Below are 26,273 nucleotides of genomic sequence, written 5' to 3'. Positions count from 1 at the left end.
AATCAAAATTGTAACAGTTTCGTAATAATATACAGGTAATATGAGTAGAAAAAGACTAGAAAAGAGAAAAAAAGACCACAGTACCTTCATAGAGATACTGTGGTCATTTATTATAATTATGAGTTCAGGGAAAAACGGGTATTACATCATGCCACCCATGCCGCCCATACCGGGAGCACCCATTGGCATTTCAGGTTTGTCTTCCTTTTTTTCAACGATTACACATTCAGTAGTCAGGAACATACCTGCAATAGAAGCAGCATTTTCCAAAGCTACACGAGCAACCTTTGCAGGATCAACTACACCGGCAGCATGCAAGTTTTCATATATATCAGTACGAGCATTGTAACCGTAGTCACCTTTACCTTCACGTACTTTCTGTACAACTACAGCACCTTCTTTACCTGCATTGGCAACGATCTGGCGCAACGGTTCTTCAATAGCACGCTTGATAATGTCAACACCGGTAGTTTCATCGATGTTATCACCTTTGAAGCCTTCCAATGCATCGAGTGCACGGATGTAAGCTACGCCACCACCCGGTACGATACCTTCTTCTATAGCAGCACGTGTTGCACGCAAAGCATCGTCTACACGGTCTTTCTTCTCCTTCATTTCAACTTCAGAAGCAGCACCTACGTAAAGAACAGCAACACCACCAGACAATTTAGCCAGACGTTCCTGCAATTTTTCTTTGTCATAATCAGATTTAGTAGCAGCAATCTGAGCTTTAATCTGTTCGCAACGTTCCTTGATATTTTGTTTGTCACCGGCACCGTTTACGATAGTAGTGTTATCTTTAGAAACTGTGATCTTATCAGCAGTACCTAGCATTTCGATGGTAGCCTGTTCCAGTTTCAGACCCTTTTCCTCACTGATCACTACACCACCAGTCAATACGGCGATATCTTCCAGCATTTCTTTACGACGGTCACCGAAGCCCGGAGCTTTCACAGCACAAATCTTCAATTGAGAACGCAGACGGTTTACAACCAACGTAGTCAAAGCTTCACTATCCACATCTTCTGCGATTACCAACAGAGGACGTCCGGTTTGTACAGCAGGTTCCAGGATAGGCAAGAAATCTTTCAGGTTAGAAATCTTCTTGTCGTAGATCAGGATATACGGTTTTTCCATTTCACACTCCATCTTCTCCGTATTAGTAACGAAGTAAGCGGAAAGGTAACCACGATCAAACTGCATACCTTCTACCACACCAATAGTAGTATCAGTTCCCTTAGCTTCTTCGATAGTAATTACACCGTCTTTAGAAACTTTACGCATAGCATCAGCAATCAACTTACCGATAACCGGATCATTGTTTGCAGATACAGAAGCAACCTGTTCAATCTTATCGTAGTTGTCACCTACTTTTTCAGCCTGTGACTTAATTGAGTCAACCACTTTGGCAACAGCCTTGTCAATACCACGTTTGATATCCATAGGACTTGCACCGGCAGTTACGTTCTTCAAGCCTTCAGCAACAATAGCCTGTGCCAATACAGTAGCAGTAGTAGTACCGTCACCAGCATCGTCACCAGTCTTGGAAGCTACTTCTTTCACCAACTGTGCACCCGTATTCTGGTATGCATCAGACAGTTCCACTTCCTTAGCTACAGTTACACCGTCTTTCGTAATGTGAGGAGCACCGAATTTCTTTTCGATAATCACATTACGACCTTTAGGGCCGAGAGTTACTTTCACAGCATTTGCCAGTGTATCGATACCTTTTTTCAATTGGTCGCGGGCATCGATATTGAATAATATTTCTTTTGCCATAATGATATTTACAATTTAAATATTTTATAATTACTATATTAACCTAACACAGCGAGTACGTCACTTTGACGCATAATCAGATATTTAGTGCCTTCAACTTCCAGTTCAGTACCGGCATACTTGCCATACAAAACGTTGTCGCCCACCTTCAATACCATCTCTTCATCTTTCGTACCGTGACCAACTGCCACAACTTCACCTTTCAAAGGTTTTTCTTTTGCTGTATCCGGAATAATGATACCGCCAATTGTTTTCTCTTCTGCAGGTGCAGGGAGTATCAGCACTCTGTCTGCCAATGGTTTAATGTTCATAGTTCTTTTGTTTTTTATATGTTATACATTTATTATAGTAATGTCTTGCCTCGTTATTGGTGAGACGCAAAATAAATTGCGAAAAGCGTGCCAAACAGCAAAGCTAAATTTCTGTCAGTATAAAACTGCCAAATTGGCAAAGAATAAGACAATATTCCATTATCTTTAGAGAAGATAAGCGGCATCTCAGCATAACTTTTCATGATTTGCATTATCTTTGCCCCCTCAAAAAACGTTTTTAGAACATGAATGCAGTCTGGATTGTTTTGCCCATTCTCACATTATTAATGTTTGAGCTGGGATTGACACTTGAAATTAAAGATTTTAAATTATTTCGTCAACGCCCCTATCCTGTAATTGCAGGATTGATAGGACAGATAATTCTTTTACCTGTATTAGCCTTTGCACTGGGGTATCTGTTTCATCTGGAACCTCTATTTTTTATTGGATTGGTACTCATAGCCTGTTCTCCGGGAGGAAGTTCTTCCAATATATTCTCTATGATTGCCAAAGGCGATGTGGCACTTTCCGTTTCGTTAACTGCCCTCAGCAGCATTATCACCCTATTCACTATTCCTGTCATTATGGAGTTTGCCACACAAGTTGCAGGAGACAATAGTGGAATGATCATACACTTACCTGTCGGTAGCCTCATCGCCCAGAATTTACTACTTATGTTGCTCCCCATTGCAACAGGTATTTTAACAAAACGTTTCTGTCCTAAAGCGGCCGAACGGATACACAAAGTGTTATCTAAAGTAGCTTTTCCCGCCTTGATATTATTAGCTTCTGTCTTCTTCATACAACATCACGAAACGATAGCTGCACAGATCGGACGATTAGGATTGTGTATCACAATGATGATTTTGCTGGCTATGGGTGGAGGATATATAATCTCTTGGCTAATGAAATTGAACAGAAAAGAGCAACGCACACTTATCATTGAAATAGGAATGCAGAATGCAGCTCAAAGTATTGCTATTGCAAGCAGCCCGTTTATATTCAATAATGATGTAATTGCTATACCAGCCATTATTTATGCGCTGATGATGAATATTATCTTATTAGTATATGTGGGAATAGTAAAGAGAAGATAATCAACAGTGAAAATTACACTAAAATTCCCTCTTACAAGAAGTTAAGACCTTGCATGCAAGAAGTTAACTTCTTGTCAACAGGGAGTTAAGTTCTTGTCAACAAGAAATTGGCGACTGAAAAAATGATAAACTAAGCCAGTTTAGTCAATATCCAGATCCGTATCACAACTCAATTCTGTCGAATATCCCTGCCAGAAGCTCTTGGTAGAATGTACTAAAGCACTCCCCATCAAGAAAAGGAATATTACGGCTATTAACGTCATCACCATACCGATGGCTGCGTAATACTTCGGTTCTAAAACATCCATAATAGTTATCTTTGTTAGGTTAGTACTACAAAGATAACCAAGATGGACTACAAAGAGTTTACCCTTTTATGAAGTTTTTATTTCTTTAAAGTTTGTATCAATTCTTCGGCCGAAACCAAGCTCTGTTCACCAGTCTCCATATTCTTCAGCGTCACCTTATTCTCATTCATTTCATTCTCTCCCACAAGGGCTACAAATGGAATGTTTTTGGCATTAGCATAGCTCATTTGTTTTTTCATCTTTGAAGAATCCGGAAAAATTTCTGCACGAATACCTTCGGTCCGTACCTTGGCAAGTACATTCAGAGAGTAAGCAGCTTCTTTCTCACCAAAGTTAATAAAGAGAAGTTGTGTACTGTTCACAGCTTCCTTCGGATAAAGGTCAAGCTGATTCAATACATCGAAGATACGATCGGCTCCAAAAGAGATACCTACACCGGAAACACCAGCCATACCGAATACACCGGTCAGATTATCATAGCGGCCGCCACCTGTGATACTTCCGATCTGCACATCCAAGGCTTTCACTTCAAAGATAGCGCCAGTGTAGTAGTTCAACCCGCGGGCAAGCGTCAGATCCAGTTCCAGTTCATTTTTCAAACCGAAAACAGACAGAGTTTTCAAGATAAACTCGCTTTCTTCCACACCTTTTTGACCGATCTCACTACCCGCAAGCACTTCTTTCAAAGTAGTCAGTTTTTCTTCATTCGTACCACTCAGCAGAATAATAGGTTGTAGTTTCGCAATAGCTTCATCACTGATACCTTTTTCTTTCAGTTCTGCATTCACATTGTCCAGACCTATTTTATCCAGCTTATCAATGGCTACTGTGATATCCACTATTTTATCAGCCTCACCAATAATCTCGGCGATACCGGTCAGAATCTTACGGTTATTGATCTTAATACAAACCCGGATACCAAAACGAGTAAAGACTGTATCAACAATCTGCATCAACTCTACTTCATTCAGTAAAGAGTCACTACCCACTACATCAGCGTCACATTGATAAAATTCACGATAACGTCCCTTCTGTGGACGATCTGCACGCCAAACGGGTTGTATCTGATAACGTTTGAAAGGGAAAGTTATTTCATCACGATGCATTACCACGTAGCGGGCAAACGGCACAGTGAGATCATAACGCAAACCTTTCTCACAGAATTTACTGGCAAGTTTAGCAGCATTACGACTCAGCAGTTCCTCATCAGTCAGTCCGGAAAAATAGTCACCTGAGTTCTGTATCTTGAACAGGAGTTTATCACCTTCTTCACCATACTTCCCCATCAGTGTAGAAAGCATTTCCATTGCAGGTGTTTCAATCTGCTGAAAACCATAGAGGTGGTATACATCGCGAATGGTATTGAATATATAGTTACGCTTCGCCATCTCTACTGGCGAAAAGTCACGGGTTCCTTTGGGAATACCTGGTTTTGCTGCCATAATTATTCTATATTATTTAGTTTGGAATGCAAATTTACGGCAAATTATTGAATTAGCTGAAAGAAAGACAGGAGATTTTGAATGAATATGTACATAGCCATGTGTTCGTATATGGAGAACATGTCCGCTTTCGAACAATGCCCAATACATACATTCAATTAGATATCAACACCTTATCCTTTCGGCATATCATTTGCTATAGGTGTTACCAAAAACATTAAAAGAAGAATATTATGAAAAAACAAATCAGTTTATTATTCGCAGTGTTCCTATGTTGCTCTACTATCAGCTGGGCACAAAACCCGGAAGAGTCTAAAATGAAAGACGAGTTTTACAAGACACTCAACTCATTGAGGCAAGAGAAAAAACAAGCTTTAGATAAAAAAGATTATGCAAAAGTAGAACAGTGCAACTGGGATATCATCGACAATTACAAGAAACTTCCGGAAGCAGTACAGAAAGGAATAGAATTAAACTATGGATACTATTATTATGATATTGCCTGTTACCAATCTCTACAAAAAAAGACAGAAGATGCTTTGAAACATTTTGATCTGGCTTTTCAGAATGGATATATCAATTACGCTCACATACAGAAAGATACAGATTTGGATAACATACGCAACGAAAAGAAATTCCAGGAGATACTGACTAAAATCAGAGAAGAAGGAGATTATCTTTATATTCTGCAAAAAGCAGCCGAATATACTAGTACTCCTCCCCATTTCACATATATGGAGCCGAACGATAGTAATCTGATAGGTGTGAAGGAATATTTTAGATTAGATAGCGTAGCTGGCACAGGGGATGAACTCTCGAAGATAAAAAACATACTGACCTTTATACATAATAAAATCAAACATGACGGACAACATGGCAACCCTAAGCATCTAAATTCCATTGCCTTGGCGGAAGCCTGTAAAGACGGTTCCCGTGGTTTGAACTGCCGCGGACTGGCCACTGTATTGAATGAATGTTACCTCGCAATGGGTTTCAAATCACGTTTTATAACCTGTATGCCTAAAAAATTCATCAGTGATTGTCACGTTATTAATGCTGTTTATTCTAAAGCTCTGGATAAATGGGTATGGGTAGACCCTACACAAAATGCTTGGGTCATGGACGAAAATGGTACCATGCTCAGCATACCGGAAGTACGCGAACGAATGCGTACAGGCTTGCCACTGGTATTGAATGAAGAAGCCAACTGGAATAATAAACGAAAAACCACTAAAGAAGACTATCTGGACTCTTACATGGCTAAGAACTTGTATTATATTAATTGTACATTCCGTAGCGAATTCGGTACAGAAGACAAAAAGTATAACCCTGCAGACTATGTTGCCCTTATGCCTACCGGTTATTATAATGACATGGAAAAAGGTTCCTACATCACTTATGATGCCGACTGGTTCTGGCAATCACCATATCAGAAATAAAAACAGACCATCTATCTTAAGCAAACAGACCATCTATTCGCAGTGAATAGATGGTCTGTTTTTATCGTTTTATATATTGGATAAGATTAGTCTCTGCGTCCCATAAATATCATAATATAATAAATCAGTGTTGCCAATGAGCCTAATGCAGCCACTACATAGGTATAAGCAGCAGAACGAAGTGCGTCTTCAGCCTGTTTATGATTGTAAGAGTTCGTAATGCCCGAACGACTTAACCATACCAATGCACGCTTACTTGCATCTATTTCCACCGGCAAAGTGATGAAACTGAACAGCGTTGTCATAGCAAACAAAATAATACCTGCCAGCAACAATTGTGGGAATGTATTTAGCAGCAAGATACCACCTAGCAACAACCAGGTCATCCACTGTGAAGCAAACGATACCACCGGTACAAGCTTGCTACGCATAGTCAGCGGAGCATAAGCCCGTGCGTGCTGTACTGCGTGACCACACTCGTGAGCAGCAACGGCAGCAGCCATGATACTATTACTTTCATATACACCTTCACTCAAGTTTACTGTCTTATTGGCAGGGTTATAGTGGTCTGTCAGTTGTCCCGGCGTATGAGTCACCTGAACGTCATAAATTCCATTGTCATGTAGCATCTGAAGGGCAACATCACGGCCCGTCATTCCATTACCGGTAGGGATCTTGGAGTATTTCTTGAACTTGTTCTGCAAGTTCATTTGCACCAGCCAGCTGACCACAGCTATACCAATAAAGATAATCCATTGTATTCCTATCATTCCTTCCATATTCTTTTTCTGTTTTTAGTAATTAAAAATGTGTCGTTTGTTATATACAATACAAATTGTTTGCCAAAAATAAAAGGAAACCGTGAGCTTTACTACAGTTTCCTTTATCTTTTAGGAAGAATTAGCGAAAACCAGCTACTGCCCAACAAGTTGTAACTCTATCACGTAATCTGTATCTGCAGGAACTTCCGGTAATTGCAACACCACTCCCTGTCCGGCACGAGTGATCCGTACCGGAGATTGATCTTTAAACAGAAAGCCTTTCTTCACCATTTTTCCATCCAATGGAAGATACAGTGCATTATCCGTCAGGTTCAGAATATGAACAAAGAGCCTGTTTCCCTTTTGCGTTGTCACACCCCAGTCATGTGGAGCAACCATACCACCACGCGTACCGTAAATCGTTTCACCATAAACTTTCATCCACTCTCCTACTTCTTTCAACCGCTGAACTGCCACTTCCGGTAGACATCCGTCAGGCTGAGGGCCTATATTCATCAACAAGTTTGCATTCTTTCCGGCAGCCTTCACCAGATAATGGATCAAAGTTTTCGTTGACTTATACTTTTGGTCGGTTATTTTATATCCCCACATTCCATTCATGGTTTCACAAGTTTCCAAAGGCAGTCGACTGACATCTTGTCCGGAAAGCCCTGCACTGTTCTCACCCGGCAGATCACGCTCGAAAATCTGTATATCCTCTCCAGGGAAAGGCATCTGGTGATGATTGTTGCCCACCAAGCAAGCAGGTTGCAGGCCATGTATCAACGCATACTGTTCCGGTAACTGCCAGTCGAAATCAGGATTAGCATCCTGATCCCACCAGCCATCGAACCAGATAGCACCTATCGGACCATAGTTCGTCAGCAACTCCGTCAACTGGTTGTTCATAAAGGTATAATAGCTTTTCCAGTCTCCCTTCGGATTAGGACGTCCGGTTCCACGCCCTGTGCGTCCCCACGGTGCATCTTCACGATACCAGTCGATATGGGAATAATAAAAATGTAATCGAATCCCCTGTTTATGACATTCATCTGCCAGTTCTTTCACGATATCCCGTTTGAAAGGAGTGGCATCCACAATATTATAATCAGAATATTTAGTATGGAACATAGAAAAGCCCTCATGATGACGACTTGTAAAGCAGATATACTTGGCTCCGGATGCCTTAATAGCACTTACCCATTCAGCCGCACTAAACTTGGAGGGATAGAAACCTCCGGCAAGTTTGGCATATTCTTTATAATTCAAATCTTTATTGGTCATTGTCCATTCACCGGTAGCCAACATACAGTATAGTCCCCAGTGCAGAAATATTCCAAACTTATTGTCTTGAAACTCCTGACGGGCTTTCAGGTTCTCAGCAGACGGTTGATAAGTCTGCGCCTTTGCAGGTAAAAAGGATGCTGCAAACAAAAGAAATAAAAGAAGTTGTGTTTTCATCATAAGTATGCGGATGAGTTAATAAAAAAATGAGATTACATCAGCACATATACTGATGTAATCTCATTATAATATAATTAGACTTACTCTTCTGTATAACGTTCAATCGTCTGTCCACGGTCAGGACCTACGGAAACAATCTTGATGGGCACACCAAGCTGTTCTTCCAGGAATGTCAGGTAAGCATTAAATTCTTCAGGGAATTCGTCTTCGCTCTGCATTCTCGTCATGTCAGTCTCCCAACCGGGTAACTCAACATAAACCGGCTCAAGACCTTCGCTGATGTCATACGGGAAATAATCAATTTCTTCACCGTTTACTTTATAAGCTACACAGGCTTTGATTGTTTCGAATGAATCGAGTACATCGCTCTTCATCATGATCAATTTGGTAACACCGTCTACCATAATGGCATACTTCAACGCCACCAAGTCAATCCAACCGCAACGACGTTTACGACCTGTTACCGAACCGAACTCATGTCCCAGTGTACAAATTTGGTCACCTGTCTTATCAAACAGTTCCGTCGGGAACGGACCTGCACCTACACGTGTACAATATGCTTTGAAGATACCATAAACTTCACCAATCTTATTTGGAGCCACACCCAAACCGGTACATGCACCTGCACAAATAGTATTGGAAGAAGTAACGAACGGATAAGAACCAAAGTCGATATCCAACATCGTACCTTGAGCACCTTCACAAAGTACTGACTTATTATCGTTCAGCAGGTTATTGATCTCATGCTCGCTGTCTACCAACGGGAATTGCTTCAGGAACTCAATACCTTCCATCCAGGCCTTTTCAATCTCTGTCAGGTCATACTCATAACTCAAACCTTTCAGAATTTGCTCATGACGAGCTTTGGCTTCAGCATATTTCTGTTCGAAGTTATGCAGGATATCACCTACACGCAGACCGTTACGGCTAATCTTATCGGTATAAGTCGGACCGATACCTTTACCCGTCGTGCCTACTTTAGCATCACCTTTCGCAGCTTCGTAAGCGGCGTCCAATATGCGGTGGGTCGGCAAGATGAGATGCGCCTTTTTAGAGATATGCAAGCGCGCTTTCAGGTTATGACCGGATGCTTCCAATGCTTCAGCCTCTGCCTTGAAGAGAGCCGGATCAAGCACTACGCCATTACCAATGATATTCACCTTGTCACCTTGGAAAATTCCCGAGGGAATAGAACGGAGCACATACTTCTGCCCTTCGAACTCGAGTGTATGTCCGGCATTCGGTCCGCCTTGGAAGCGAGCCACGACATCGTATCTCGGAGTTAATACGTCAACGACTTTGCCTTTGCCTTCGTCGCCCCATTGTAATCCTAATAGAACATCTACTTTCATTTTTCTTTCTTATGGTTATTACTTTTCTTCTTACGTTTGTTAGCTCGGTCGCACTTACTGCACAATCCATACAGATAAAGCGAATAATGCGACAAACTGAACCGACTCAATTTAGTATTCCCAATCGCCTGCTGTAATTCTTCGTTCTGAAACTCAGTCACTTTACCACACTGCGTGCAGATCTGATGGTGATGCGTATCACGGTTATAGCTCTTTTCGTATTGGGAGGAATTTCCGAACTGGTGTTTAATAACCAGTCTTGCATTGATGAGAAGGATAATAGTATTGTAAAGAGTCGCGCGGCTTACACGGAAATTCTCCTGGTCAGCCATCAGCGAATAAAGTGTATCGATGTCAAAATGACCATCAATGGAATAGATAGTATCGAGTATGGCATAGCGCTCGGGAGTCTTGCGATGCCCGTTCGCGTTGAGATATTCAGTGAATATCTGCTTTACCGTATCTTTCACATTCTGACTTTCCATTTTGGCGGCGCAGTTTTTTACAGCCAACAAAGTTAAGCCTTTTTTGCGGAAAGCAAATGAGAAAGGGGAAAAAAAACAAAAAAAGAGTGATAGAGTAATCACCCTATCACTTTATTCTATTTCTTCTTTTACAAGATTATATAACAACAGTTCGGCTTCCGATTCGGAATGTTCCATCTCTTCCACCCGGCGACATACTTGGAAAGCATGTTCTTCGCTATGCTGCATGAAGCGGCGAATGGCCGCCATAGCTGCATTGCGCACGTGGTAGGAACCGGAAATGAAAGCACAAACTGCCTGGTCGAGAAATTCGTTCGCAGTACGTTCATTCATATCCCCCTTCTTCATCAGCAAGCGGGCAATGGTGAGAAAACCACACGTCTGTATATACTCCCGCTCATCGGCAATCCATTGAAAAGACTTCGCAGGAGCATATGGAAGATACTGGAACAGATTCATGGAAGTAAGTTCCGCTATTTCAATATTCTGAATGCTTTCCACCCAGATATCAGCAATCTCCGGAAAGAAGCTGTCTACAGGCTGTAACAGTCCCGCCATAATCTTACATTCACGGATATCCTCTTTCCACAAGGCTTGCGCCAATGAGTGATCTTTTTCATATTCTCCGGCAATTGCTTTGATACGGGGAAGTTCTACACCGAAATTCAATTTGTAAACCAGTCCCTTTTCACGCATACTTTGAGACACAGCCCCGTTCATAGAGAGGCGGAGCTGTGTCTTTATTTCTTTCAGTTGTTCATGTAAATCCACAAAACAATGATTTATAGTTAATTATTAATAGAAGGCAGATTAGAATAATCCTTACTGTAACGCAACATTTGTTCCGCATAACCTTCGTCATAAGTCACTTTTACGTCGGTTATCTTACCGGCTGCATCTACCACTGCTTCATATTTCGGATTTACAAATCCCTTGTACGGAGCCAAGTTCAGTTTCTTATAACGTTCCAGAACTTCGGCATGCAAAGCCGGATCTACCTTCACTGCATAGTTTTCCACCAAATCATGCGCACCTTGATAATCGCCTGTTGATTTGATACGTTGGATCTCGGACAGTAATTCACCGAAGAGTGCACGCAATTTTTCGTAATCGTTCACTACTACATAAGTCTTACCATCTTTCTTCACCAGTTCTACTACTTTATCCGCCGCACCTTTCTCAAACACCCAGCGGGCAATGAGCTGACGATTACGCATGTGGGCTTCTTCCACATTATTACCCGGTTCAATGCGAACCAACTGTGTCATCAGGCCGTTCATCAGATAAGTATAATATTCTGCTTTGTAAGCATCTGCATTGGGTGTCAGCCCCAATTCTACCAACTTAGGATCAGCTACATAATACAGACCGAACAAGTCCGCACGTGCTTCCTCAATCGTGGAGCCATAAGCTTTCAAAGCATCCGGATCAACTCCCGGAAGCAACTTTCCGGAACCATGTCCCAGACATTCATGCAAGTCCGTATGAAGTTCACCGGTCAGATCGGCATATTTATCTATCAACTGCAATTCGGCATCGCTATACACAAATTCTTCATTGAATCCGTTACCATGAGCTGCTTTATTATATGCATCCGTAATATTACCGATAGTCACAGATTTAGAACCATGATGGCTGCGTATCCAGTTGGAGTTAGGCAAATTGATACCGATAGCCGTTGCCGGATAAAGGTCACCGGCCAGAATAGCAGCAGTAATCACCTTAGCGGAAACACCTTTCACTTCATCTTTCTTGAATTGTTTATCTACCGGAGAGTGATCTTCAAACCATTGCGCATTGCCACTGATAATCTCAGTACGATGCGTAGCTTCCATATCCTTAAAATTCACCAATGATTCCCAGCTTGCCTTCATACCCAACGGATCACCATAGCTTTCAGTAAATCCATTCACAAAGTCCACAAGGGAATTCAAATCTTTCACCCAAAGGATAGCATATTCATCAAAAGTCTTCAGATCACCGGTCTCATAAAACTTTATCAGTTCGGCAATCACAGCCTTCTGTTCCGGATTTTCAGCCACGCCTTCCGCTTTCTTCAACCAGTATACAATCTTATCGATAGCCTGTCCGTACAGACCACCCACTTTCCAGACCTTTTCCTGAATCTTGCCGTTTTCCTTCACCAGACGACTGTTCAGACCGTAAGAAACAGGCGTTTCATCTTTCGGGTCTTTCATTGCATTATAGAAGTCTTCAGCTTCTTTCTGCGTCACACCGTCATAATAGTTGCAAGCAGAAGTCAACACTAAGTCCTCTCCTGCTGCCTGGTTCACGCGCTTCGGCATTACAGTCGGATCGAAAATAACCGGAGACAGCTCATCGCATAATTGTTCTACGGTTTGTTCTTCAGCCAGCGGCAATGTAGAGGCATCTACACTCAGCATAGCCTCTTTGAAAAATTCGGGAGCAAAACCAGGCACGAACTTCTCAGAGCCATAATGGTGGTGAATGCCATTAGAAAACCACACACGTTTAAGATATACTTCCATCGCCTTAAAATCAGGCGTATTTTTGTCTCCTTTATATCCTGTATAAACTGCTTCCAATGTTCTCCGAATGCGCAGGTTATATTTTCCATTCTGATCGAAGAGAATGTCACGGCCCTGCAAAGCAGCTTCCGTAAGGTAATACACCAGCTCTTTCTGTTGGAGCGACAAGTTCTCGAAACCGGGAACCCGGTAACGTAATATTTGTAAGTCTGCAAATTGTTCCACTGTATAATCAAATTTATCTGCCTCGGCAGTTGTTGTTTTCGAACCGCTACAAGCTGTCAGCAATGCAAAAGCGGCACATGCCATTAGTTGTTTCTTCATGTGTCGGGAGATATGTGAGTTGGTATTTAGAAAAGACGAAAAGGAAGTATTCCGAAACAGTTGCTCCGGAATATTTCCTTTTTATACATTGTTCTACGCAGAATTACAGTTTTTTATCTGCGTGTTTTTTACGATATCCGTTAGGAGTTTCACCTACATTTTTATAAAATGCAGCGTAGAAAGACTGACGGTTGGCAAAACCTACCATCGTGCTAATTTCTTCTACATTCTTGTCGGCATATCTCTTGTCCGTCAATAAATGCTTAGCATCTTTTACTCTGTACTCATTCAACAGGCATGAATAGTTCATACCAAAACGAGAATTTACTACAGCAGACAGATAGCGAGTGTTGGTTTTCAACTCTTTCGCCAAGTCTTTAGCCGAGTAATCGGGATCTTTGTACTTCTTCTGTACAACAACGATATTCAATATCCTGTCATACAACTCATCTGCCAATTCCGGACGAATTAACGAGCGGTAAGCGGCATTCTTCTCTTTTTTCTCTCTCAGGTTATAAGGGCGCTTCTTAGGAGCCGCTTCCTGATTCTTGTTTTCTAAATCACTCATTTGAATTAACTGGTTAGGGTTTGTTAAAACATGAAAGCCCGAAGGATTTTCCTTTAGACTTTACAAAAGTCTGACATTTTTTTTTAATACGCAACTTTTCTCGTACATATTTTTGACCTATAAACAACGAAAAAGGTTGAAAAGTAGTATTTGAGCCGATTTAATAAGAAACTTTAACCTTTACAAAAGAGCTTATGATATAAAATGAATACGTTTATCAGCTTGTTTTATATACAATAATTAATGTACCTTTGCAGGATAAAACTTTATCAGCGAAAATGATACAAACGCTTAAACGATATTTTGGTTACGACAGTTTCCGGCCTTTACAGGAAGAGATTATCCGCACAGTACTGGATGGAAGAGACTCACTGGTATTGATGCCTACCGGAGGTGGAAAGTCCATTTGTTACCAGCTTCCGGCCCTGTTATGCGAAGGAACTGCCGTAGTAGTTTCCCCTTTGATTTCCCTGATGAAAGATCAGGTGGAATCACTTTGTGCCAACGGTGTAGCCGCGGGTGCTCTGAACAGCAGTAATGACGAGACTGAAAATGCCGTTCTACGCCGTGCTTGCATGGAAGGGAGACTGAAATTACTCTACATTTCGCCTGAGAAATTAATAGCTGAAGCCAACTATCTTTTAAGAGATATGCATATCTCATTATTTGCCATCGATGAAGCGCATTGCATTTCTCAATGGGGACATGATTTTCGTCCGGAATATGCACAAATGGGATTCATACGTGAGATGTTTCCCAATATTCCGGTTATAGCTCTTACTGCTACGGCAGATAAAATTACACGCGAAGATATTGTACGACAGTTACATCTCCGCCAGCCGAAAATTTTCATCTCCTCATTCGACCGTCCCAACCTGAGTCTTACCGTGAAACGGGGATACCAACAGAAAGAAAAAAGTAAAGCAATTCTGGATTTCATCGGTCGCCATCCCGGTGAAAGCGGCATCATCTATTGCATGAGTCGCAGCAAAACGGAGACAGTGGCACAAATGCTGCAAAAGCAAGGGCTCCGTGTAGGCGTTTATCATGCCGGGTTATCCTCCGCCCGAAGGGATGAAGCACAGAATGATTTCATCAACGACCGTGTACAAATAGTTTGTGCCACGATTGCTTTCGGTATGGGAATCGATAAAAGTAATGTGCGCTGGGTCATCCATTACAATCTGCCTAAGAGTATAGAGAGTTTTTACCAGGAGATTGGGCGTGCCGGACGAGATGGGTTGCCAAGTGACACTCTCTTATTTTATTCTCTGGCCGACCTTATTCTATTAACCAAGTTTGCGACGGAAAGCGGTCAGCAAGGCATCAATCTGGAGAAGTTACAACGTATGCAACAATATGCAGAAGCTGATGTTTGCCGGCGTCGCATCCTGTTGAGTTATTTCGGAGAGACCACTACAGAGGATTGTGGAAACTGCGATGTCTGCAAAAATCCTCCCCAACGTTTTGACGGAACTGTTATTGTACAAAAAGCTTTAAGCGCTATTGTCCGTACAGAACAGCAGATTGGCACGAGTATTCTTGTAGATATCTTACGCGGAAATAACACTCCGGATGTATCGGAGAAAGGATATCAGCAACTGAAAACGTTTGGTGCCGGACGTGAAGTTCCTGCCCGTGACTGGCAGGACTACTTGCTACAAATGTTACAATTGGGGTATTTTGAAATAGCATACAACGAAAACAACCATCTGAAAATAACAAGCAGCGGTAGTGATGTCCTCTTCGGACGGGCACAAGCACGGTTGGCAGTAATCCGGCGTGAAGAGTCCGCACCCGCCAAAGGGAGAAAGAAAAAATCAACGATTCCGGTCAGAGAGCTACCATTGGGGTTACCGAACACAGAAAGCGAAGAACTTTTCGAAGCTCTGCGTGCGTTACGGAAACGGCTTGCAGACCAGGAAGCACTACCGGCTTATATTGTACTTTCCGACAAGGTATTGCATTTACTCAGCACCGCCCGCCCTACTACAATGGAAGCGTTCGGCAATATCAGCGGAATCGGTGAATATAAAAAGAAGAAATACGGAAAGGACTTTGTCGAGTTAATCAAGAAATACGTTTAATAGTGATTAGGGGTTAGTGATAAGTGATTAGTGCCATGCGGTATAACAGCGTAGCTTACTAATCACTTATCACTAACCCCTAATCACTACTTGCATTGCTGTAGCAATCCTCTGAGATCCGCCTGCGGCACTCCAAGAGACATTGCTTTCTCAAAATCCTGCTTTGCCAAATTTTTCTTCTTCTGGGACAGATAGATTTGTCCGCGCATCAGATAGGCTTCCGTTTGCGAAGGATTCAGTTTCAGAGCTTCTTCCAAGTCAATCATTGCCAGATCGACATGCTGCATATCCTGTTCTATTCCCGCACGTGCTACGTATAAGGCTGCATCCTGCGGATCTTCTACCAGCATCTTATTCAATATCTCCAAGGCTTTTTGTAAATTTCCGTCTTTCTGCTCCAAAGTAGCGAGTCCTAAACGGGCATTATAATTCTGAGGATCGAGCTTCAGTAATCGTTCATAATCTGCCCGGGCAAATTTGAGATCGCGCAGAGTCACATAAATATAGGCACGCATCAGGAGTGCTTCCCGGTTATCCTTTTCCAGATCCAGCACTAAAGAATAGTCTACACGTGCCTGCTCATTCCGTCCCATTTCAAGATTCAGTGCGGCACGATTCAAGAGAATGGGAACTGCCCGTGGAGCAATGTTCAAGGCATACGTGTAGGATTCTAAAGCCTGATCATAATCCCGTTGCCGACGTTGGATAGTACCGAGATTAGAAAACAATAAGGCATTATGCGGATTAGCAGGTTCCAGTTTCAAAGCCTGGCGGATATAATTTTCCGCCTGTGCCAGACTATCTTGTTCCGTACAAGCAATGGCACGGTCCGAAAGTTCCTGATAGGTTTGGGCAAACACTGGAGATACACCTATTATATATATAAGGAAAGAAAGAACAGACTTCTTCATTTTTAATTTATTTAAAGATTATGTTTCAAGACAGGAAATCATTTGTTTCATTACTTGAAACGGTTAGTTTCATTGCTTGAAACTCCTAGTTTCACACTGAGAAACTGCTTGTTTCATCGCTTGAAACTGTTTGTTCCACACGAGGAAACACTTATTTCCAAATACACAACGAAGCGTTTAATAAGGATAACTAATCCAGCGGATAAGTCTCGAATGCAAACAGCTCTGTCGACAGATAACGCTCTCCCGTATCAGGCAGAAGAACTACAATCTTCTTATCCGCAAACTCCGGACGTTGTGCCAGCAAACGCGCTGCATATACAGCTGCACCGGAAGATATGCCCGCCAGCAATCCTTCGGTAGACGCCAACTCACGTCCGCCACGAATTGCTTCATCATCGGGCACAGGAAACACTTCATCTACAACGGAGGCATCATAAATAGCAGGAATAAAATTGGCTCCGATTCCCTGAATACGATGTGGTCCTTCCACTCCGCCTTCCAATACAGGAGATGATTCCGGTTCTACGGCAACAATATACACATCCGGATTATGTTTTTTCAAGGCACGTGCCACCCCGCAGATGGTTCCGCCTGTTCCCACTCCGGCAACAAAGACATCCACTTTTCCGTCTGTATCCGTCCAGATTTCTTCACCTGTAGTGAGCGTATGAATCTGTGCGTTAGAAGGATTTTCAAATTGTTGAAGGATGACCGAACCGGGAATAGATGCCCTCAACTCCTGCGCTTTTGCAATGGAGCCGGCCATACCGGCCAATCCATCTGTCAGTACAATTTCAGCACCCAGTGCTTTCAGCAGATTACGGCGCTCTATACTCATGGTTTCGGGCATCGTGAGCATCAGGTGATATCCTTTGATTGTAGCAACCATCGCCAGTCCCACACCGGTATTTCCACTGGTAGGCTCTATAATCGTCGCACCGGGCTTCAGTGCTCCGCGCGCTTCTGCATCTTCGATCATGGCAAGCGCCACACGATCCTTCACACTCCCAGCCGGATTGAACGCTTCCAACTTTGCAATGATATTCTGTTTCAGTCCATATTTACGACTGTATTCCGCTAATTCCATAAGCGGAGTGCGACCGATAAGTTCCGTCAGGTTCTTTGCTATTTTTGCCATAACAATCTAATTATTAATTTATGCTTTACAGGTAGCCTGAAAGGCTTTTATTATGAGTAGGCTTTTCTTGAGAGCCTTTCAGCCAATCTAATAATATAAGCAGGTATCTTCGTACAAAGATAGATAAAAAACTATTTCGCTGCTCAAGTGTTACATTTCTATCACGTAAATTTGCATAATAAAATTTATATAACTCTTACACCTTATTAAATATATGTCACACGAACATTCACATCAGCATAGCCATACCATCAACGCAGAGTCGCTGAACAAGGCATTTATTATAGGCATTGTTCTCAATTTAGCCTTTGTCGTCATAGAGTTTGCAGCCGGTTTCTGGTTCGATTCCCTCGCGCTGCTTTCCGATGCAGGACACAATCTAAGCGATGTAGTTAGTCTCGTGCTGGCATTGCTGGCTTTCCGCCTGGCCAAAGTCAAAGCCAATGAACGCTATACGTATGGTTATAAAAAAAGTACGATCCTGGTATCCCTGCTCAATGCAGTCATTTTGCTGGTAGCCGTAGGCGCCATTGTCATCGAAAGTATTCATAAGCTGAGTAATCCGGCAGTTGTTCCCGGTGGAGCCATTGCTTGGGTAGCGGGTGTGGGTGTACTTATCAATGCATTCACAGCTTTCCTCTTTATGAAAGATAAGGAAAAAGACCTGAACGTAAAAGGGGCTTATCTGCACATGGCGGCAGATGCTTTGGTATCAGTGGGAGTATTAGTGGCAGGTATCGTTATCAGCCGGACCGGCTGGTATATTATCGACCCGATTATCGGTCTGATTGTGGCTGTTGTCATTCTCATCTCTACGTGGAATTTACTGCATGACAGTCTTCGTCTGACGCTGGATGGCGTGCCCACGAGTATAGACAGTCAAAAAGTAGTAGAAGCCATCCGTGCCCTTCCCGGTGTTGATGACGTTCACCATATACATATATGGGCCATCAGCACCACAGAGAATGCACTGACAGCCCATATTGTTTTAAAGCAACCGGAAGGTATGCAAGAGGTGAAACATCTTATCCGCCACCGGCTTGAAGATTTCGGCATTGGCCATGCCACCCTGGAGTTTGAAGTTCCGGGCGAACATTGCGAAGCCGTATTTGCCGAAGATTAGCTACGTTTGATATAATCTACCACCCATGCTCCTACTTCTTTGGTACCATACTTCGCACCACCTTCTACCTGAATTTCCGGTGTACGGACGTTAGCATCCAAAGAAGCATCTACAGCTTTGCGAATCAATGCGCCTTCTTCCAGCAAATTGAAATATTCGAATAACATGGCAGCCGAAAGGATTTGTGCCAACGGATTAGCGATGTTCAAACCTTTAGCCTGTGGCCATGAACCGTGGATCGGTTCGAATACAGGAGTGCTTTCGCCTGTAGAAGCCGAAGGAAGCAATCCCATAGAGCCACTGATTACAGAACCTTCATCCGTAAGGATATCACCGAATGTATTTTCGGTAACCATTACATCAAAGAATTTAGGCTCCTGAATCATCTTCATGGCTGCATTGTCCACGAACATATAGTCCGTAGTCACTTCAGGATATTGCGGTGCCATTTCCTGGGCAATCTGTCTCCACAGGCGTGAAGATGCAAGCACATTGGCTTTATCTACCACCGTAAGGTGCTTATTGCGTTTCATGGCATACTCGAAACCAACTTTCAGAATACGTTCAATCTCCGGACGAGTGTACATATTGGTATCATACGCTTTATCGTTGTCCTGATACTTCTCACCGAAATACATACCGCCGGTCAGTTCGCGGATACAAAGAAAATCTGCGCCATCCACCAGTTCTGCACGAAGTGGTGATTTATGGAGCAGACATTTGAAAGTTTGTACCGGACGGATATTGGCAAACAATCCCAGTTTCTTACGCATAGCCAGCAGCCCCTGTTCGGGACGTACTTTGGCAGTAGGATCATTGTCGAATTTCGGGTCGCCTACAGCCGAGAACAAAACAGCATCCGCGTTTTTACAAACTTCATAAGTAGCTTCGGGGAACGGATCGCCCACTTTGTCGATAGCATCTGCACCGCAGATGGCATATTCGTAGTTTACTTTATGTCCAAACTTCTCACATACGGCGGTCATTACGTCCACACCTACGGTGGAAATCTCCGGGCCAATGCCGTCACCGGCTAATACTGCAATTTTAAAATCCATTGTTTTCTTTATTTTTTAGATATTCTTCTATTTTCTTCTGATTCACAAGATTTTTGCGACGATAACGGTCGCCCCACACAAAACCCGCTGTTAGTATAAGGGTATTGATAGCAGAGATGAAATATTCGTCCGCACTCAACTCCCTATCCTTCCAACGCAGAAAGAGATTGAAAGCAAAGAGCAAGACTGCATACAGCGCATAACACACCTTCGGATGATTTTCAAAGAATGATTTCTTTTTCTCAGCGGGGTTCATCATTCTGATTTTTTAAGTTCATAGTCATCCTCAATGATATTCAGCATCTTCATCGTCGCCTTAATCGCTGCCTCCGTCTGGTCGGCATCCAGTCCGCGTGTACGGAACACCGTGCCGTCATAGCTCCAGGTAATCACTGTCTGCACAAAAGCATCGGTACGCCCACCGGGAGGGATGGTTACGGCATAGTTCGTCAGCATGGGGAATTTGCGTCCCAACGTCACCTTATAAATCTTACGCAGAGCACGTACAAAAGCATCATACTGACCGTCACCGCTGGAACTTTCTTCAAACTCCTGTCCGTTGATTTCAATCTTCAGCGTAGCCATCGGCTTCAAACCGTAAGCAAGGTTAACGATGTATGTCTTCAGTTTCACTTTCTCATTCATCACTCCGTGCTTCAGTACATCCGAAACGATATAAGGCAAATCTTCCTGAGTAACCAGTTCTTTCTTGTCACCCAACTCGATAATCCGTTCCGTCACCTTACGCATGGAATCCTCATCCAGCGTCAGTCCCAGATCTTCCAGATTCTTACGGATGTTCGCCTTACCACTGTTCTTACCCAGTGCATACTCCCGCTTACGTCCGAAACGCTCGGGTAACAGATCGTTGCAATAAAGGTTACTCTTATTGTCTCCATCTGCGTGTACCCCCGCTACCTGCGTGAACACATTTTCACCTACAATCGGTTTATTGGCGGGTATAGCGATGCCCGAATAAGATTCAACCACCCGGCTGACTTCATTCAGACGGCCTTCGTCAATGTTAGTGATAGCATTGAAATGATCTTTCAGAATGGCCTGCACACTGGACAACGGTGCATTACCGGCACGTTCGCCCAGACCGTTGATCGTGGTATGAAGTCCCTTCGCACCACTCAGTACGGCGGCCAGCACATTGCTCACTGCCAGGTCGTAGTCATTATGCGGATGGAAATCGAAGTGAGCATGCGGATAGCGCTTCACCATCTTCCGCATATATTCGATGACCTGCAACGGATTCAGCACACCCAGCGTATCAGGCAACATATACCGTTTGATATTCGTGTGCATCAGTGCATCCACCATCTGGAAGACATACTCCGGAGAATCTTTCATCCCGTTGCTCCAGTCTTCCAGGTAAATATTCACCTCCATATCCTGCTCATTGGCATAATTCACTACGCCAATAATATCCTCGATATGTTCTTCAGGGGTCTTTCTCAACTGACATGTGCAATGCTTCAGCGAACCTTTGCACAGAAGATTAATGACGCGGCAGCCGGTAGCGTGTATCCAGTCTACCGACGTATGCCCGTCTACGAAACCCAACACCTCCACCCGGGGCAATAAATTACGCCGCGCCGCCCAGTCACATATCATCTTGACTGCGTCGAACTCACCGTCCGAAACCCGTGCCGAAGCCACTTCCACCCTGTCCACTTTCAGTTCTTCCAGTAGCAGACGGGCTATCATCAGCTTTTCATGGGGGACGAACGACACACCGCTGGTTTGCTCACCGTCGCGGAGCGTGGTGTCCATGATTTCTATTTGGGGCTGTTTATACTTCATTTTTATTTTCCCACGCTTCTATTTTATCTTTATTCTCTACCAGGAAATCGATGTCATCCAGGCCATTCATCAGGCAATGTTTCTTGTAAGCATTGATTTCGAAAGTCTCACTTTTACCTGTTGCCTTGTTGATGATTGTCTGTTCCGGCAGGTTCACCACTACCTCCGTTTTCGGATCGGCGGCAATGGAATCAAACAATTCTTTCAGGAACGGTTCGCTCACCACTACAGGCAATACGAAATTATTCAGTTCATTATTCTTGTGAATATCTGCAAAGAAACTGCTGACTACCACGCGGAAACCATAATCTGCAATGGCCCATGCTGCATGCTCGCGGCTACTGCCCGAACCGAAGTTCTTTCCGGCTACAAGCACCTGTCCGCTATAGGTCGGATCGTTCAGAACGAAAGAGTCGATTTTGTTTCCTTGTTTGTCATACCGCCAGTCGCGGAACAGATTCTCTCCGAAGCCTTCTTTAGTCGTAGCTTTCAGAAAACGTGCAGGAATAATCTGGTCTGTATCTACATTCTCCAACGGGAGAGGCACACAAGTACTGGTGATGATATTGAATTTCTGTTTCATTGTTTCTTATCTTTGATTTTGAAATACTTATTATTAATGACTTCTGCCAGGAGGACTGAAATTACATCAGTTCTCTCGGGTCCGTAATCACTCCCGTCACTGCTGCCGCAGCTGCTACCAGCGGACTGGCAAGCAACGTGCGTGAACCCGGTCCCTGACGACCTTCAAAGTTACGGTTACTTGTAGAAACCGCATACATTCCGGCAGGCACCTTATCATCATTCATTGCCAGACAAGCCGAACATCCCGGCTGGCGGATAGCAAAACCTGCTTCCTCCAATACCTTATCCAGACCTTCTTCACGAATCTGTGCATCTACCATCCACGAACCGGGTACCAACCAGGCAACCACATGTTCCGCCTTCTTATGGCCTTTCACTAACGAGGCGAAAGCACGGAAATCTTCAATACGTCCATTCGTACAAGCACCCAAAAACACATAATCTATCTTTTTGCCCAATACTCCCTCACCGGGTTGGAAGCCCATATAATCCATTGATTTCAGGAATGAAGTTTTTGCAGCCTCTCCCATTCCGTCAGTCGTGGGAATGTGCTGCGTGATACCCATACCCATACCCGGATTTGTTCCGTATGTAATCATCGGTTCGATATCCGCCGCATCAAAATGCACTTCTTTATCAAACGTAGCATTCTCATCGCTCTTCAACGTCTTCCAGTATGCCAACGCCTTCTCCCATCCCTCACCTGCCGGAGCATATTCACGGCCTTTGATATATTCGAATGTCACTTCATCCGGTGCCACCATACCACCACGTGCACCCATTTCTATACTCAGGTTACACAGCGTCAGGCGTCCTTCCATGGTCAGACTGCGAACAGCTTCTCCGGCATATTCCACAAAATAACCGGTTGCACCACTCGTTGTCATTTTAGACATCATATAAAGAGCAATATCTTTTGCCGTCACACCTTTACCCAGTTTTCCATCCACTGTGATGCGCATTGTCTTGGGGCGTGTCTGCAAGATACATTGTGAAGCCATTACCATTTCAACCTCACTTGTACCAATACCAAAAGCTACTGCTCCCATCGCACCGTGCGTTGAAGTATGCGAGTCACCACACACAATCGTCATTCCCGGCAATGTCAAGCCTCTTTCCGGACCTACCACATGGATGATACCATTCTTCTTATGCAACATGCCGAAATGTGTCAATCCAAAATCTTCCGCATTCTTGGCCAGTGTATCCACCTGTGTTTTGGAGATCGGATCTTCAATCGGCTTGTCCTGGTCGTGGGTCGGTGTGTTATGGTCGGGCATACAAACAATCTTTTCCGGACGGAAACATTGGATACCACGTGCGCGCATTCCCGCAAAAGCCTGCGGACTGGTTACTTCATGGCAATAAAGGCGATCTATATATAACTGTGTGGGACCATCTTCCACTTGCTGAACCACGTGGGCATCCCAGATTTTATCAAATAATGTATTCATCAGATTTATTACGATTTTACAATTTATAATTGAGGTTAGTCTTATGATTTGAACTTATTGATACAATCGATATAAGCTTCTACCGATGCGGCAATAATATCCGTATTCGCACCGAAACCATAATAGATATGATTGTCATATTCCACCTGCATGTGCACCTTACCCATATCATCACTACCCTTACTGATAGCCTGGATCGTAAATTCCTTCAGTGTCATATGGCGGTCAATGATCTTCTTCAAAGCCTTTATTGCTGCATCTACCGGACCGTTTCCACTGGCAGCCGCTTCAAACTTTTCACCGGAGATATTCAGTCCCAGACTGGCAACCGAACGTACACCTACTCCACTGGTCACTTGCAGATATTCCAGTTTCACACGGTGGTTCTGTGTACGGTCTGCACCGGCAAGCACCAGAATGTCATCATCATTAATATCCTTCTTCTTATCCGCTAATTTCAAGAAAGCTTCATATACCTTGTCCAGTTGTTCCTGTTCAAGCTCCACGCCTAATACCTGTAAACGGTTCTTCAAAGCAGCACGTCCGCTACGGGCAGTCAATACTATAGAATTATCGTCGATACCCACATCGTGCGGGTCGATAATTTCGTAAGTCTGCACATTCTTCAACACACCATCCTGATGGATACCCGATGAGTGTGCAAAGGCATTGCGACCTACGATAGCCTTGTTAGGCTGCACCGGCATGTTCATCAAACTTGAAACCATGCGACTTGTCGGATAAATCTTCTGTGTATTGATGTTCGTTTCAATTTCAATATCTTTATGGCATTTGATAATCATAGCCACTTCCTCAAGCGAAGTATTACCTGCGCGTTCACCGATACCATTGATAGTAACCTCTACCTGGCGGGCACCATTCAGTACACCGGCCATCGTATTTGCAGTAGCCATTCCCAAGTCATTATGACAGTGCGTAGAAAGGATCGCTTTCTCAATACCACTCACATGCTCCATCAAATACTTGATCTTCGCTCCATATTCATCCGGCAGACAGTAACCGGTCGTATCCGGAATGTTCACTACTGTAGCACCCGCTTTAATTACAGCTTCCACCACACGAGCCAGATATTCATTATCCGTACGACCTGCATCTTCTGCATAGAACTCCACATCATCCACGTAACGACGGGCATACTTCACGGCAGCTACTGCACGCTCGATGATTTCCTCACGATTGGAATTGAATTTATACTTGATATGCGAATCCGATGTACCGATACCTGTATGAATACGTTTGTGCTTGGCAAACTTCAGAGCATCTGCAGCTACATCTATATCTTTTTGTACCGCACGGGTCAATGCACAAATAGTAGGCCATGTCACCGCTTTGGATATTTCAATAACAGAGTTGAAATCTCCCGGACTGGAAATCGGGAATCCGGCTTCAATAACATCCACGCCCAGCAGTTCCAGTGCCTTTGCTACCTGAATCTTTTCCACTGTGTTCAATTGGCATCCCGGAACCTGCTCGCCATCGCGGAGCGTTGTGTCGAAAATAAATAACTTGTCACTCATTTCTTATAGTTTTTATAAATTATTGCCATTAAAAAAAGCCTTTCGCACTTGGAAGTGAGAAAGGCTTTCGAATATCCTAATCGTTACATATATTCACGCACAGCACTCACTTCCACTAAACCTTGCCAGTAGAATAATAATACCACACAGTAGAATATATGTAAAGTTCTGTATCATTTTTATCTTCTTGTTTTTATTATGACGGTGCAAAGGTATAGATAATTTCGTAGCATACAAACAAATTCGTAACTTTTTTCTCTAAAAAAACATCATTTTATAAGTATGCTATCAAATAACTCTATAAAGTATAACAAAAAAGGGACATACTTGAACGTATGCCCCTTTTTTATATGATCCTATGTGATAAGAATTACTTCTTGTCGCAAGCTTTATCACATTCTTTTTTCTCTTTGCAGCAAGCTTTTGTGCTATCGCAAGCAGCAGAATCTGCCTTGCAGCAAGCTTTTGTTGAATCACATGCCTGTACTTCTTCTACAACTTCAACTTCAGTAGCTTCTACTTCAGTATTAGCTGCCTTTTTGTTACCACAAGAAGTCACGGCGAAAGAAAATGCAACTGCAACAGCTGCCAAAAATAACTTTGTCTTCATCTCTAATTTTGCTTTAAACATTAATAATAAATAGTGCGGCGCAAATATAAGCAAAAAAATAGAATTATACAAATACAAAAAGCCCCCATATCGTTAGATATGGAGGCTTTCCTCTAA

24 protein-coding genes are annotated in these 26,273 nt (G+C 43.2%); 4 read left to right on the top strand and 20 right to left on the bottom strand.

Going from position 1 to position 26,273, the window contains the following annotated elements; translation table 11 throughout:
• Positions 1-141 precede the first annotated feature (141 nt).
• Both groL and DWW10_RS12810 read right to left on the bottom strand, forming a co-directional pair.
• Positions 142-1,779, bottom strand: a complete 1,638-nt coding sequence (gene groL / locus DWW10_RS12815) for a chaperonin GroEL (protein WP_022393533.1) — start codon at positions 1,777-1,779, stop codon at positions 142-144.
• 38 nt (positions 1,780-1,817) lie between these two features.
• Positions 1,818-2,090, bottom strand: a complete 273-nt coding sequence (locus DWW10_RS12810) for a co-chaperone GroES (RefSeq protein ID WP_007664495.1) — start codon at positions 2,088-2,090, stop codon at positions 1,818-1,820.
• Between the two features lie 245 nt (positions 2,091-2,335).
• Here DWW10_RS12810 and DWW10_RS12805 point away from each other — a divergent pair, with 245 nt between their 5' ends.
• Positions 2,336-3,187 (top strand): bile acid:sodium symporter family protein, encoded by an 852-nt coding sequence (locus DWW10_RS12805; RefSeq protein WP_022393534.1) that lies wholly within the window; start codon positions 2,336-2,338, stop codon positions 3,185-3,187.
• 140 nt (positions 3,188-3,327) lie between these two features.
• On the opposite strand, the gene DWW10_RS26045 is transcribed toward DWW10_RS12805, so the two are convergent.
• Together DWW10_RS26045 and hisS are read right to left on the bottom strand one after the other, a co-directional pair.
• Positions 3,328-3,495 carry a hypothetical protein gene (locus DWW10_RS26045; RefSeq protein ID WP_007214867.1) on the bottom strand — a complete coding sequence of 56 codons (168 nt, stop codon included), beginning with the start codon at positions 3,493-3,495 and terminating at the stop codon, positions 3,328-3,330.
• Positions 3,496-3,572: 77 nt separating this feature from the next.
• Positions 3,573-4,937, bottom strand: a complete 1,365-nt coding sequence (gene hisS / locus DWW10_RS12800) for a histidine--tRNA ligase (RefSeq protein WP_022393535.1) — start codon at positions 4,935-4,937, stop codon at positions 3,573-3,575.
• A gap of 233 nt (positions 4,938-5,170) precedes the next feature.
• Between hisS and DWW10_RS12795 the strand changes: the two genes are divergently transcribed.
• Positions 5,171-6,376, top strand: coding sequence for a TPR end-of-group domain-containing protein (locus DWW10_RS12795; RefSeq protein ID WP_022393536.1), 1,206 nt, complete (start codon positions 5,171-5,173; stop codon positions 6,374-6,376).
• An 86-nt stretch (positions 6,377-6,462) separates the two neighbouring features.
• Here the strand turns inward: DWW10_RS12795 and DWW10_RS12790 are convergent, their stop codons facing one another.
• The 7 genes from DWW10_RS12790 to DWW10_RS12760 form a co-directional block, all read right to left on the bottom strand.
• On the bottom strand, positions 6,463-7,155 hold the full coding sequence (locus tag DWW10_RS12790) for a zinc metallopeptidase (protein WP_009132767.1): 693 nt from the start codon (positions 7,153-7,155) through the stop codon (positions 6,463-6,465).
• Between the two features lie 135 nt (positions 7,156-7,290).
• Positions 7,291-8,598, bottom strand: a complete 1,308-nt coding sequence (locus DWW10_RS12785) for an alpha-L-fucosidase (protein WP_182021403.1) — start codon at positions 8,596-8,598, stop codon at positions 7,291-7,293.
• 83 nt (positions 8,599-8,681) lie between these two features.
• Positions 8,682-9,953, bottom strand: a complete 1,272-nt coding sequence (locus DWW10_RS12780; RefSeq protein WP_022393538.1) for an adenylosuccinate synthase — start codon at positions 9,951-9,953, stop codon at positions 8,682-8,684.
• Positions 9,950-10,438, bottom strand: coding sequence for a Fur family transcriptional regulator (locus DWW10_RS12775; RefSeq protein ID WP_022393539.1), 489 nt, complete (start codon positions 10,436-10,438; stop codon positions 9,950-9,952). Before DWW10_RS12775 ends, DWW10_RS12780 begins: the two co-directional genes overlap by 4 nt.
• A gap of 111 nt (positions 10,439-10,549) precedes the next feature.
• Positions 10,550-11,209, bottom strand: coding sequence for a DNA alkylation repair protein (locus DWW10_RS12770; RefSeq protein ID WP_118422062.1), 660 nt, complete (start codon positions 11,207-11,209; stop codon positions 10,550-10,552).
• Between the two features lie 17 nt (positions 11,210-11,226).
• Positions 11,227-13,272 (bottom strand): dipeptidyl-peptidase 3 family protein, encoded by a 2,046-nt coding sequence (locus tag DWW10_RS12765; protein ID WP_118422063.1) that lies wholly within the window; start codon positions 13,270-13,272, stop codon positions 11,227-11,229.
• Between the two features lie 103 nt (positions 13,273-13,375).
• Positions 13,376-13,840 carry a helix-turn-helix domain-containing protein gene (locus tag DWW10_RS12760; RefSeq protein ID WP_022393543.1) on the bottom strand — a complete coding sequence of 155 codons (465 nt, stop codon included), beginning with the start codon at positions 13,838-13,840 and terminating at the stop codon, positions 13,376-13,378.
• A gap of 278 nt (positions 13,841-14,118) precedes the next feature.
• Here DWW10_RS12760 and recQ point away from each other — a divergent pair, with 278 nt between their 5' ends.
• Positions 14,119-15,927, top strand: coding sequence for a DNA helicase RecQ (recQ, locus tag DWW10_RS12755; protein ID WP_118422064.1), 1,809 nt, complete (start codon positions 14,119-14,121; stop codon positions 15,925-15,927).
• Between the two features lie 86 nt (positions 15,928-16,013).
• Here the strand turns inward: recQ and DWW10_RS12750 are convergent, their stop codons facing one another.
• Positions 16,014-16,838, bottom strand: a complete 825-nt coding sequence (locus DWW10_RS12750; RefSeq protein ID WP_118422065.1) for a tetratricopeptide repeat protein — start codon at positions 16,836-16,838, stop codon at positions 16,014-16,016.
• Positions 16,839-17,028: 190 nt separating this feature from the next.
• Entirely contained in the window at positions 17,029-17,979 is a 951-nt protein-coding gene (cysK, locus tag DWW10_RS12745) for a cysteine synthase A (RefSeq protein WP_118422066.1), read from the bottom strand.
• Positions 17,980-18,193: 214 nt separating this feature from the next.
• Between cysK and DWW10_RS12740 the strand changes: the two genes are divergently transcribed.
• On the top strand, positions 18,194-19,102 hold the full coding sequence (locus tag DWW10_RS12740; protein WP_118422067.1) for a cation diffusion facilitator family transporter: 909 nt from the start codon (positions 18,194-18,196) through the stop codon (positions 19,100-19,102).
• Here the strand turns inward: DWW10_RS12740 and leuB are convergent.
• The 7 genes from leuB to DWW10_RS12705 all read right to left on the bottom strand — a co-directional run bounded on the left by leuB (position 19,099) and on the right by DWW10_RS12705 (position 26,156).
• The gene (gene leuB, locus DWW10_RS12735) at positions 19,099-20,160 is read right to left on the bottom strand and encodes a 3-isopropylmalate dehydrogenase (RefSeq protein ID WP_007214989.1); all 1,062 of its coding nucleotides are present in this window, start codon (positions 20,158-20,160) and stop codon (positions 19,099-19,101) included. The two genes, DWW10_RS12740 and leuB, sit on opposite strands and share 4 nt — an antisense overlap.
• The gene (locus tag DWW10_RS12730; RefSeq protein ID WP_259320477.1) at positions 20,150-20,419 is read right to left on the bottom strand and encodes a hypothetical protein; all 270 of its coding nucleotides are present in this window, start codon (positions 20,417-20,419) and stop codon (positions 20,150-20,152) included. Before DWW10_RS12730 ends, leuB begins: the two co-directional genes overlap by 11 nt.
• Complete coding sequence (locus tag DWW10_RS12725) at positions 20,416-21,969, bottom strand: alpha-isopropylmalate synthase regulatory domain-containing protein (protein ID WP_007214990.1); 1,554 nt, start codon at positions 21,967-21,969, stop codon at positions 20,416-20,418. Before DWW10_RS12725 ends, DWW10_RS12730 begins: the two co-directional genes overlap by 4 nt.
• Entirely contained in the window at positions 21,959-22,552 is a 594-nt protein-coding gene (gene leuD / locus DWW10_RS12720; protein WP_022393197.1) for a 3-isopropylmalate dehydratase small subunit, read from the bottom strand. The genes DWW10_RS12725 and leuD overlap by 11 nt, the downstream gene beginning before the upstream one ends.
• A gap of 61 nt (positions 22,553-22,613) precedes the next feature.
• Positions 22,614-24,008: a 3-isopropylmalate dehydratase large subunit gene (gene leuC, locus DWW10_RS12715; RefSeq protein WP_022393198.1), complete on the bottom strand. Its 1,395-nt coding sequence runs from the start codon at positions 24,006-24,008 to the stop codon at positions 22,614-22,616.
• A 41-nt stretch (positions 24,009-24,049) separates the two neighbouring features.
• Positions 24,050-25,546, bottom strand: a complete 1,497-nt coding sequence (locus DWW10_RS12710) for a 2-isopropylmalate synthase (RefSeq protein ID WP_007217258.1) — start codon at positions 25,544-25,546, stop codon at positions 24,050-24,052.
• 370 nt (positions 25,547-25,916) lie between these two features.
• Positions 25,917-26,156, bottom strand: a complete 240-nt coding sequence (locus DWW10_RS12705) for a hypothetical protein (protein ID WP_022208084.1) — start codon at positions 26,154-26,156, stop codon at positions 25,917-25,919.
• Positions 26,157-26,273: the final 117 nt, after the last annotated feature.

The sequence above is a fragment of the Bacteroides intestinalis genome, assembly GCF_003464595.1.
Lineage (GTDB): Bacteria > Bacteroidota > Bacteroidia > Bacteroidales > Bacteroidaceae > Bacteroides > Bacteroides intestinalis_A.
The sequence above is the reverse complement of the archived record's forward strand: the minus strand, read 5'-3'. Positions and strand labels throughout refer to the sequence as shown.

Bases quoted from the DNA above. Each gene is read 5' to 3' on its own strand.
- groL (WP_022393533.1), bottom strand. From the start codon at position 1,779: ATGGCAAAAGAAATATTATTCAATATCGATGCCCGCGACCAATTGAAA.
- DWW10_RS12810 (WP_007664495.1), bottom strand. From the start codon at position 2,090: ATGAACATTAAACCATTGGCAGACAGAGTGCTGATACTCCCTGCACCT.
- DWW10_RS12805 (WP_022393534.1), top strand. From the start codon at position 2,336: ATGAATGCAGTCTGGATTGTTTTGCCCATTCTCACATTATTAATGTTT.
- DWW10_RS26045 (WP_007214867.1), bottom strand. From the start codon at position 3,495: ATGGATGTTTTAGAACCGAAGTATTACGCAGCCATCGGTATGGTGATG.
- hisS (WP_022393535.1), bottom strand. From the start codon at position 4,937: ATGGCAGCAAAACCAGGTATTCCCAAAGGAACCCGTGACTTTTCGCCA.
- DWW10_RS12795 (WP_022393536.1), top strand. From the start codon at position 5,171: ATGAAAAAACAAATCAGTTTATTATTCGCAGTGTTCCTATGTTGCTCT.
- DWW10_RS12790 (WP_009132767.1), bottom strand. From the start codon at position 7,155: ATGGAAGGAATGATAGGAATACAATGGATTATCTTTATTGGTATAGCT.
- DWW10_RS12785 (WP_182021403.1), bottom strand. From the start codon at position 8,598: ATGAAAACACAACTTCTTTTATTTCTTTTGTTTGCAGCATCCTTTTTA.
- DWW10_RS12780 (WP_022393538.1), bottom strand. From the start codon at position 9,953: ATGAAAGTAGATGTTCTATTAGGATTACAATGGGGCGACGAAGGCAAA.
- DWW10_RS12775 (WP_022393539.1), bottom strand. From the start codon at position 10,438: ATGGAAAGTCAGAATGTGAAAGATACGGTAAAGCAGATATTCACTGAA.
- DWW10_RS12765 (WP_118422063.1), bottom strand. From the start codon at position 13,272: ATGAAGAAACAACTAATGGCATGTGCCGCTTTTGCATTGCTGACAGCT.
- DWW10_RS12760 (WP_022393543.1), bottom strand. From the start codon at position 13,840: ATGAGTGATTTAGAAAACAAGAATCAGGAAGCGGCTCCTAAGAAGCGC.
- recQ (WP_118422064.1), top strand. From the start codon at position 14,119: ATGATACAAACGCTTAAACGATATTTTGGTTACGACAGTTTCCGGCCT.
- DWW10_RS12750 (WP_118422065.1), bottom strand. From the start codon at position 16,838: ATGAAGAAGTCTGTTCTTTCTTTCCTTATATATATAATAGGTGTATCT.
- cysK (WP_118422066.1), bottom strand. From the start codon at position 17,979: ATGGCAAAAATAGCAAAGAACCTGACGGAACTTATCGGTCGCACTCCG.
- DWW10_RS12740 (WP_118422067.1), top strand. From the start codon at position 18,194: ATGTCACACGAACATTCACATCAGCATAGCCATACCATCAACGCAGAG.
- leuB (WP_007214989.1), bottom strand. From the start codon at position 20,160: ATGGATTTTAAAATTGCAGTATTAGCCGGTGACGGCATTGGCCCGGAG.
- DWW10_RS12730 (WP_259320477.1), bottom strand. From the start codon at position 20,419: ATGATGAACCCCGCTGAGAAAAAGAAATCATTCTTTGAAAATCATCCG.
- DWW10_RS12725 (WP_007214990.1), bottom strand. From the start codon at position 21,969: ATGAAGTATAAACAGCCCCAAATAGAAATCATGGACACCACGCTCCGC.
- leuD (WP_022393197.1), bottom strand. From the start codon at position 22,552: ATGAAACAGAAATTCAATATCATCACCAGTACTTGTGTGCCTCTCCCG.
- leuC (WP_022393198.1), bottom strand. From the start codon at position 24,008: ATGAATACATTATTTGATAAAATCTGGGATGCCCACGTGGTTCAGCAA.
- DWW10_RS12710 (WP_007217258.1), bottom strand. From the start codon at position 25,546: ATGAGTGACAAGTTATTTATTTTCGACACAACGCTCCGCGATGGCGAG.
- DWW10_RS12705 (WP_022208084.1), bottom strand. From the start codon at position 26,156: ATGAAGACAAAGTTATTTTTGGCAGCTGTTGCAGTTGCATTTTCTTTC.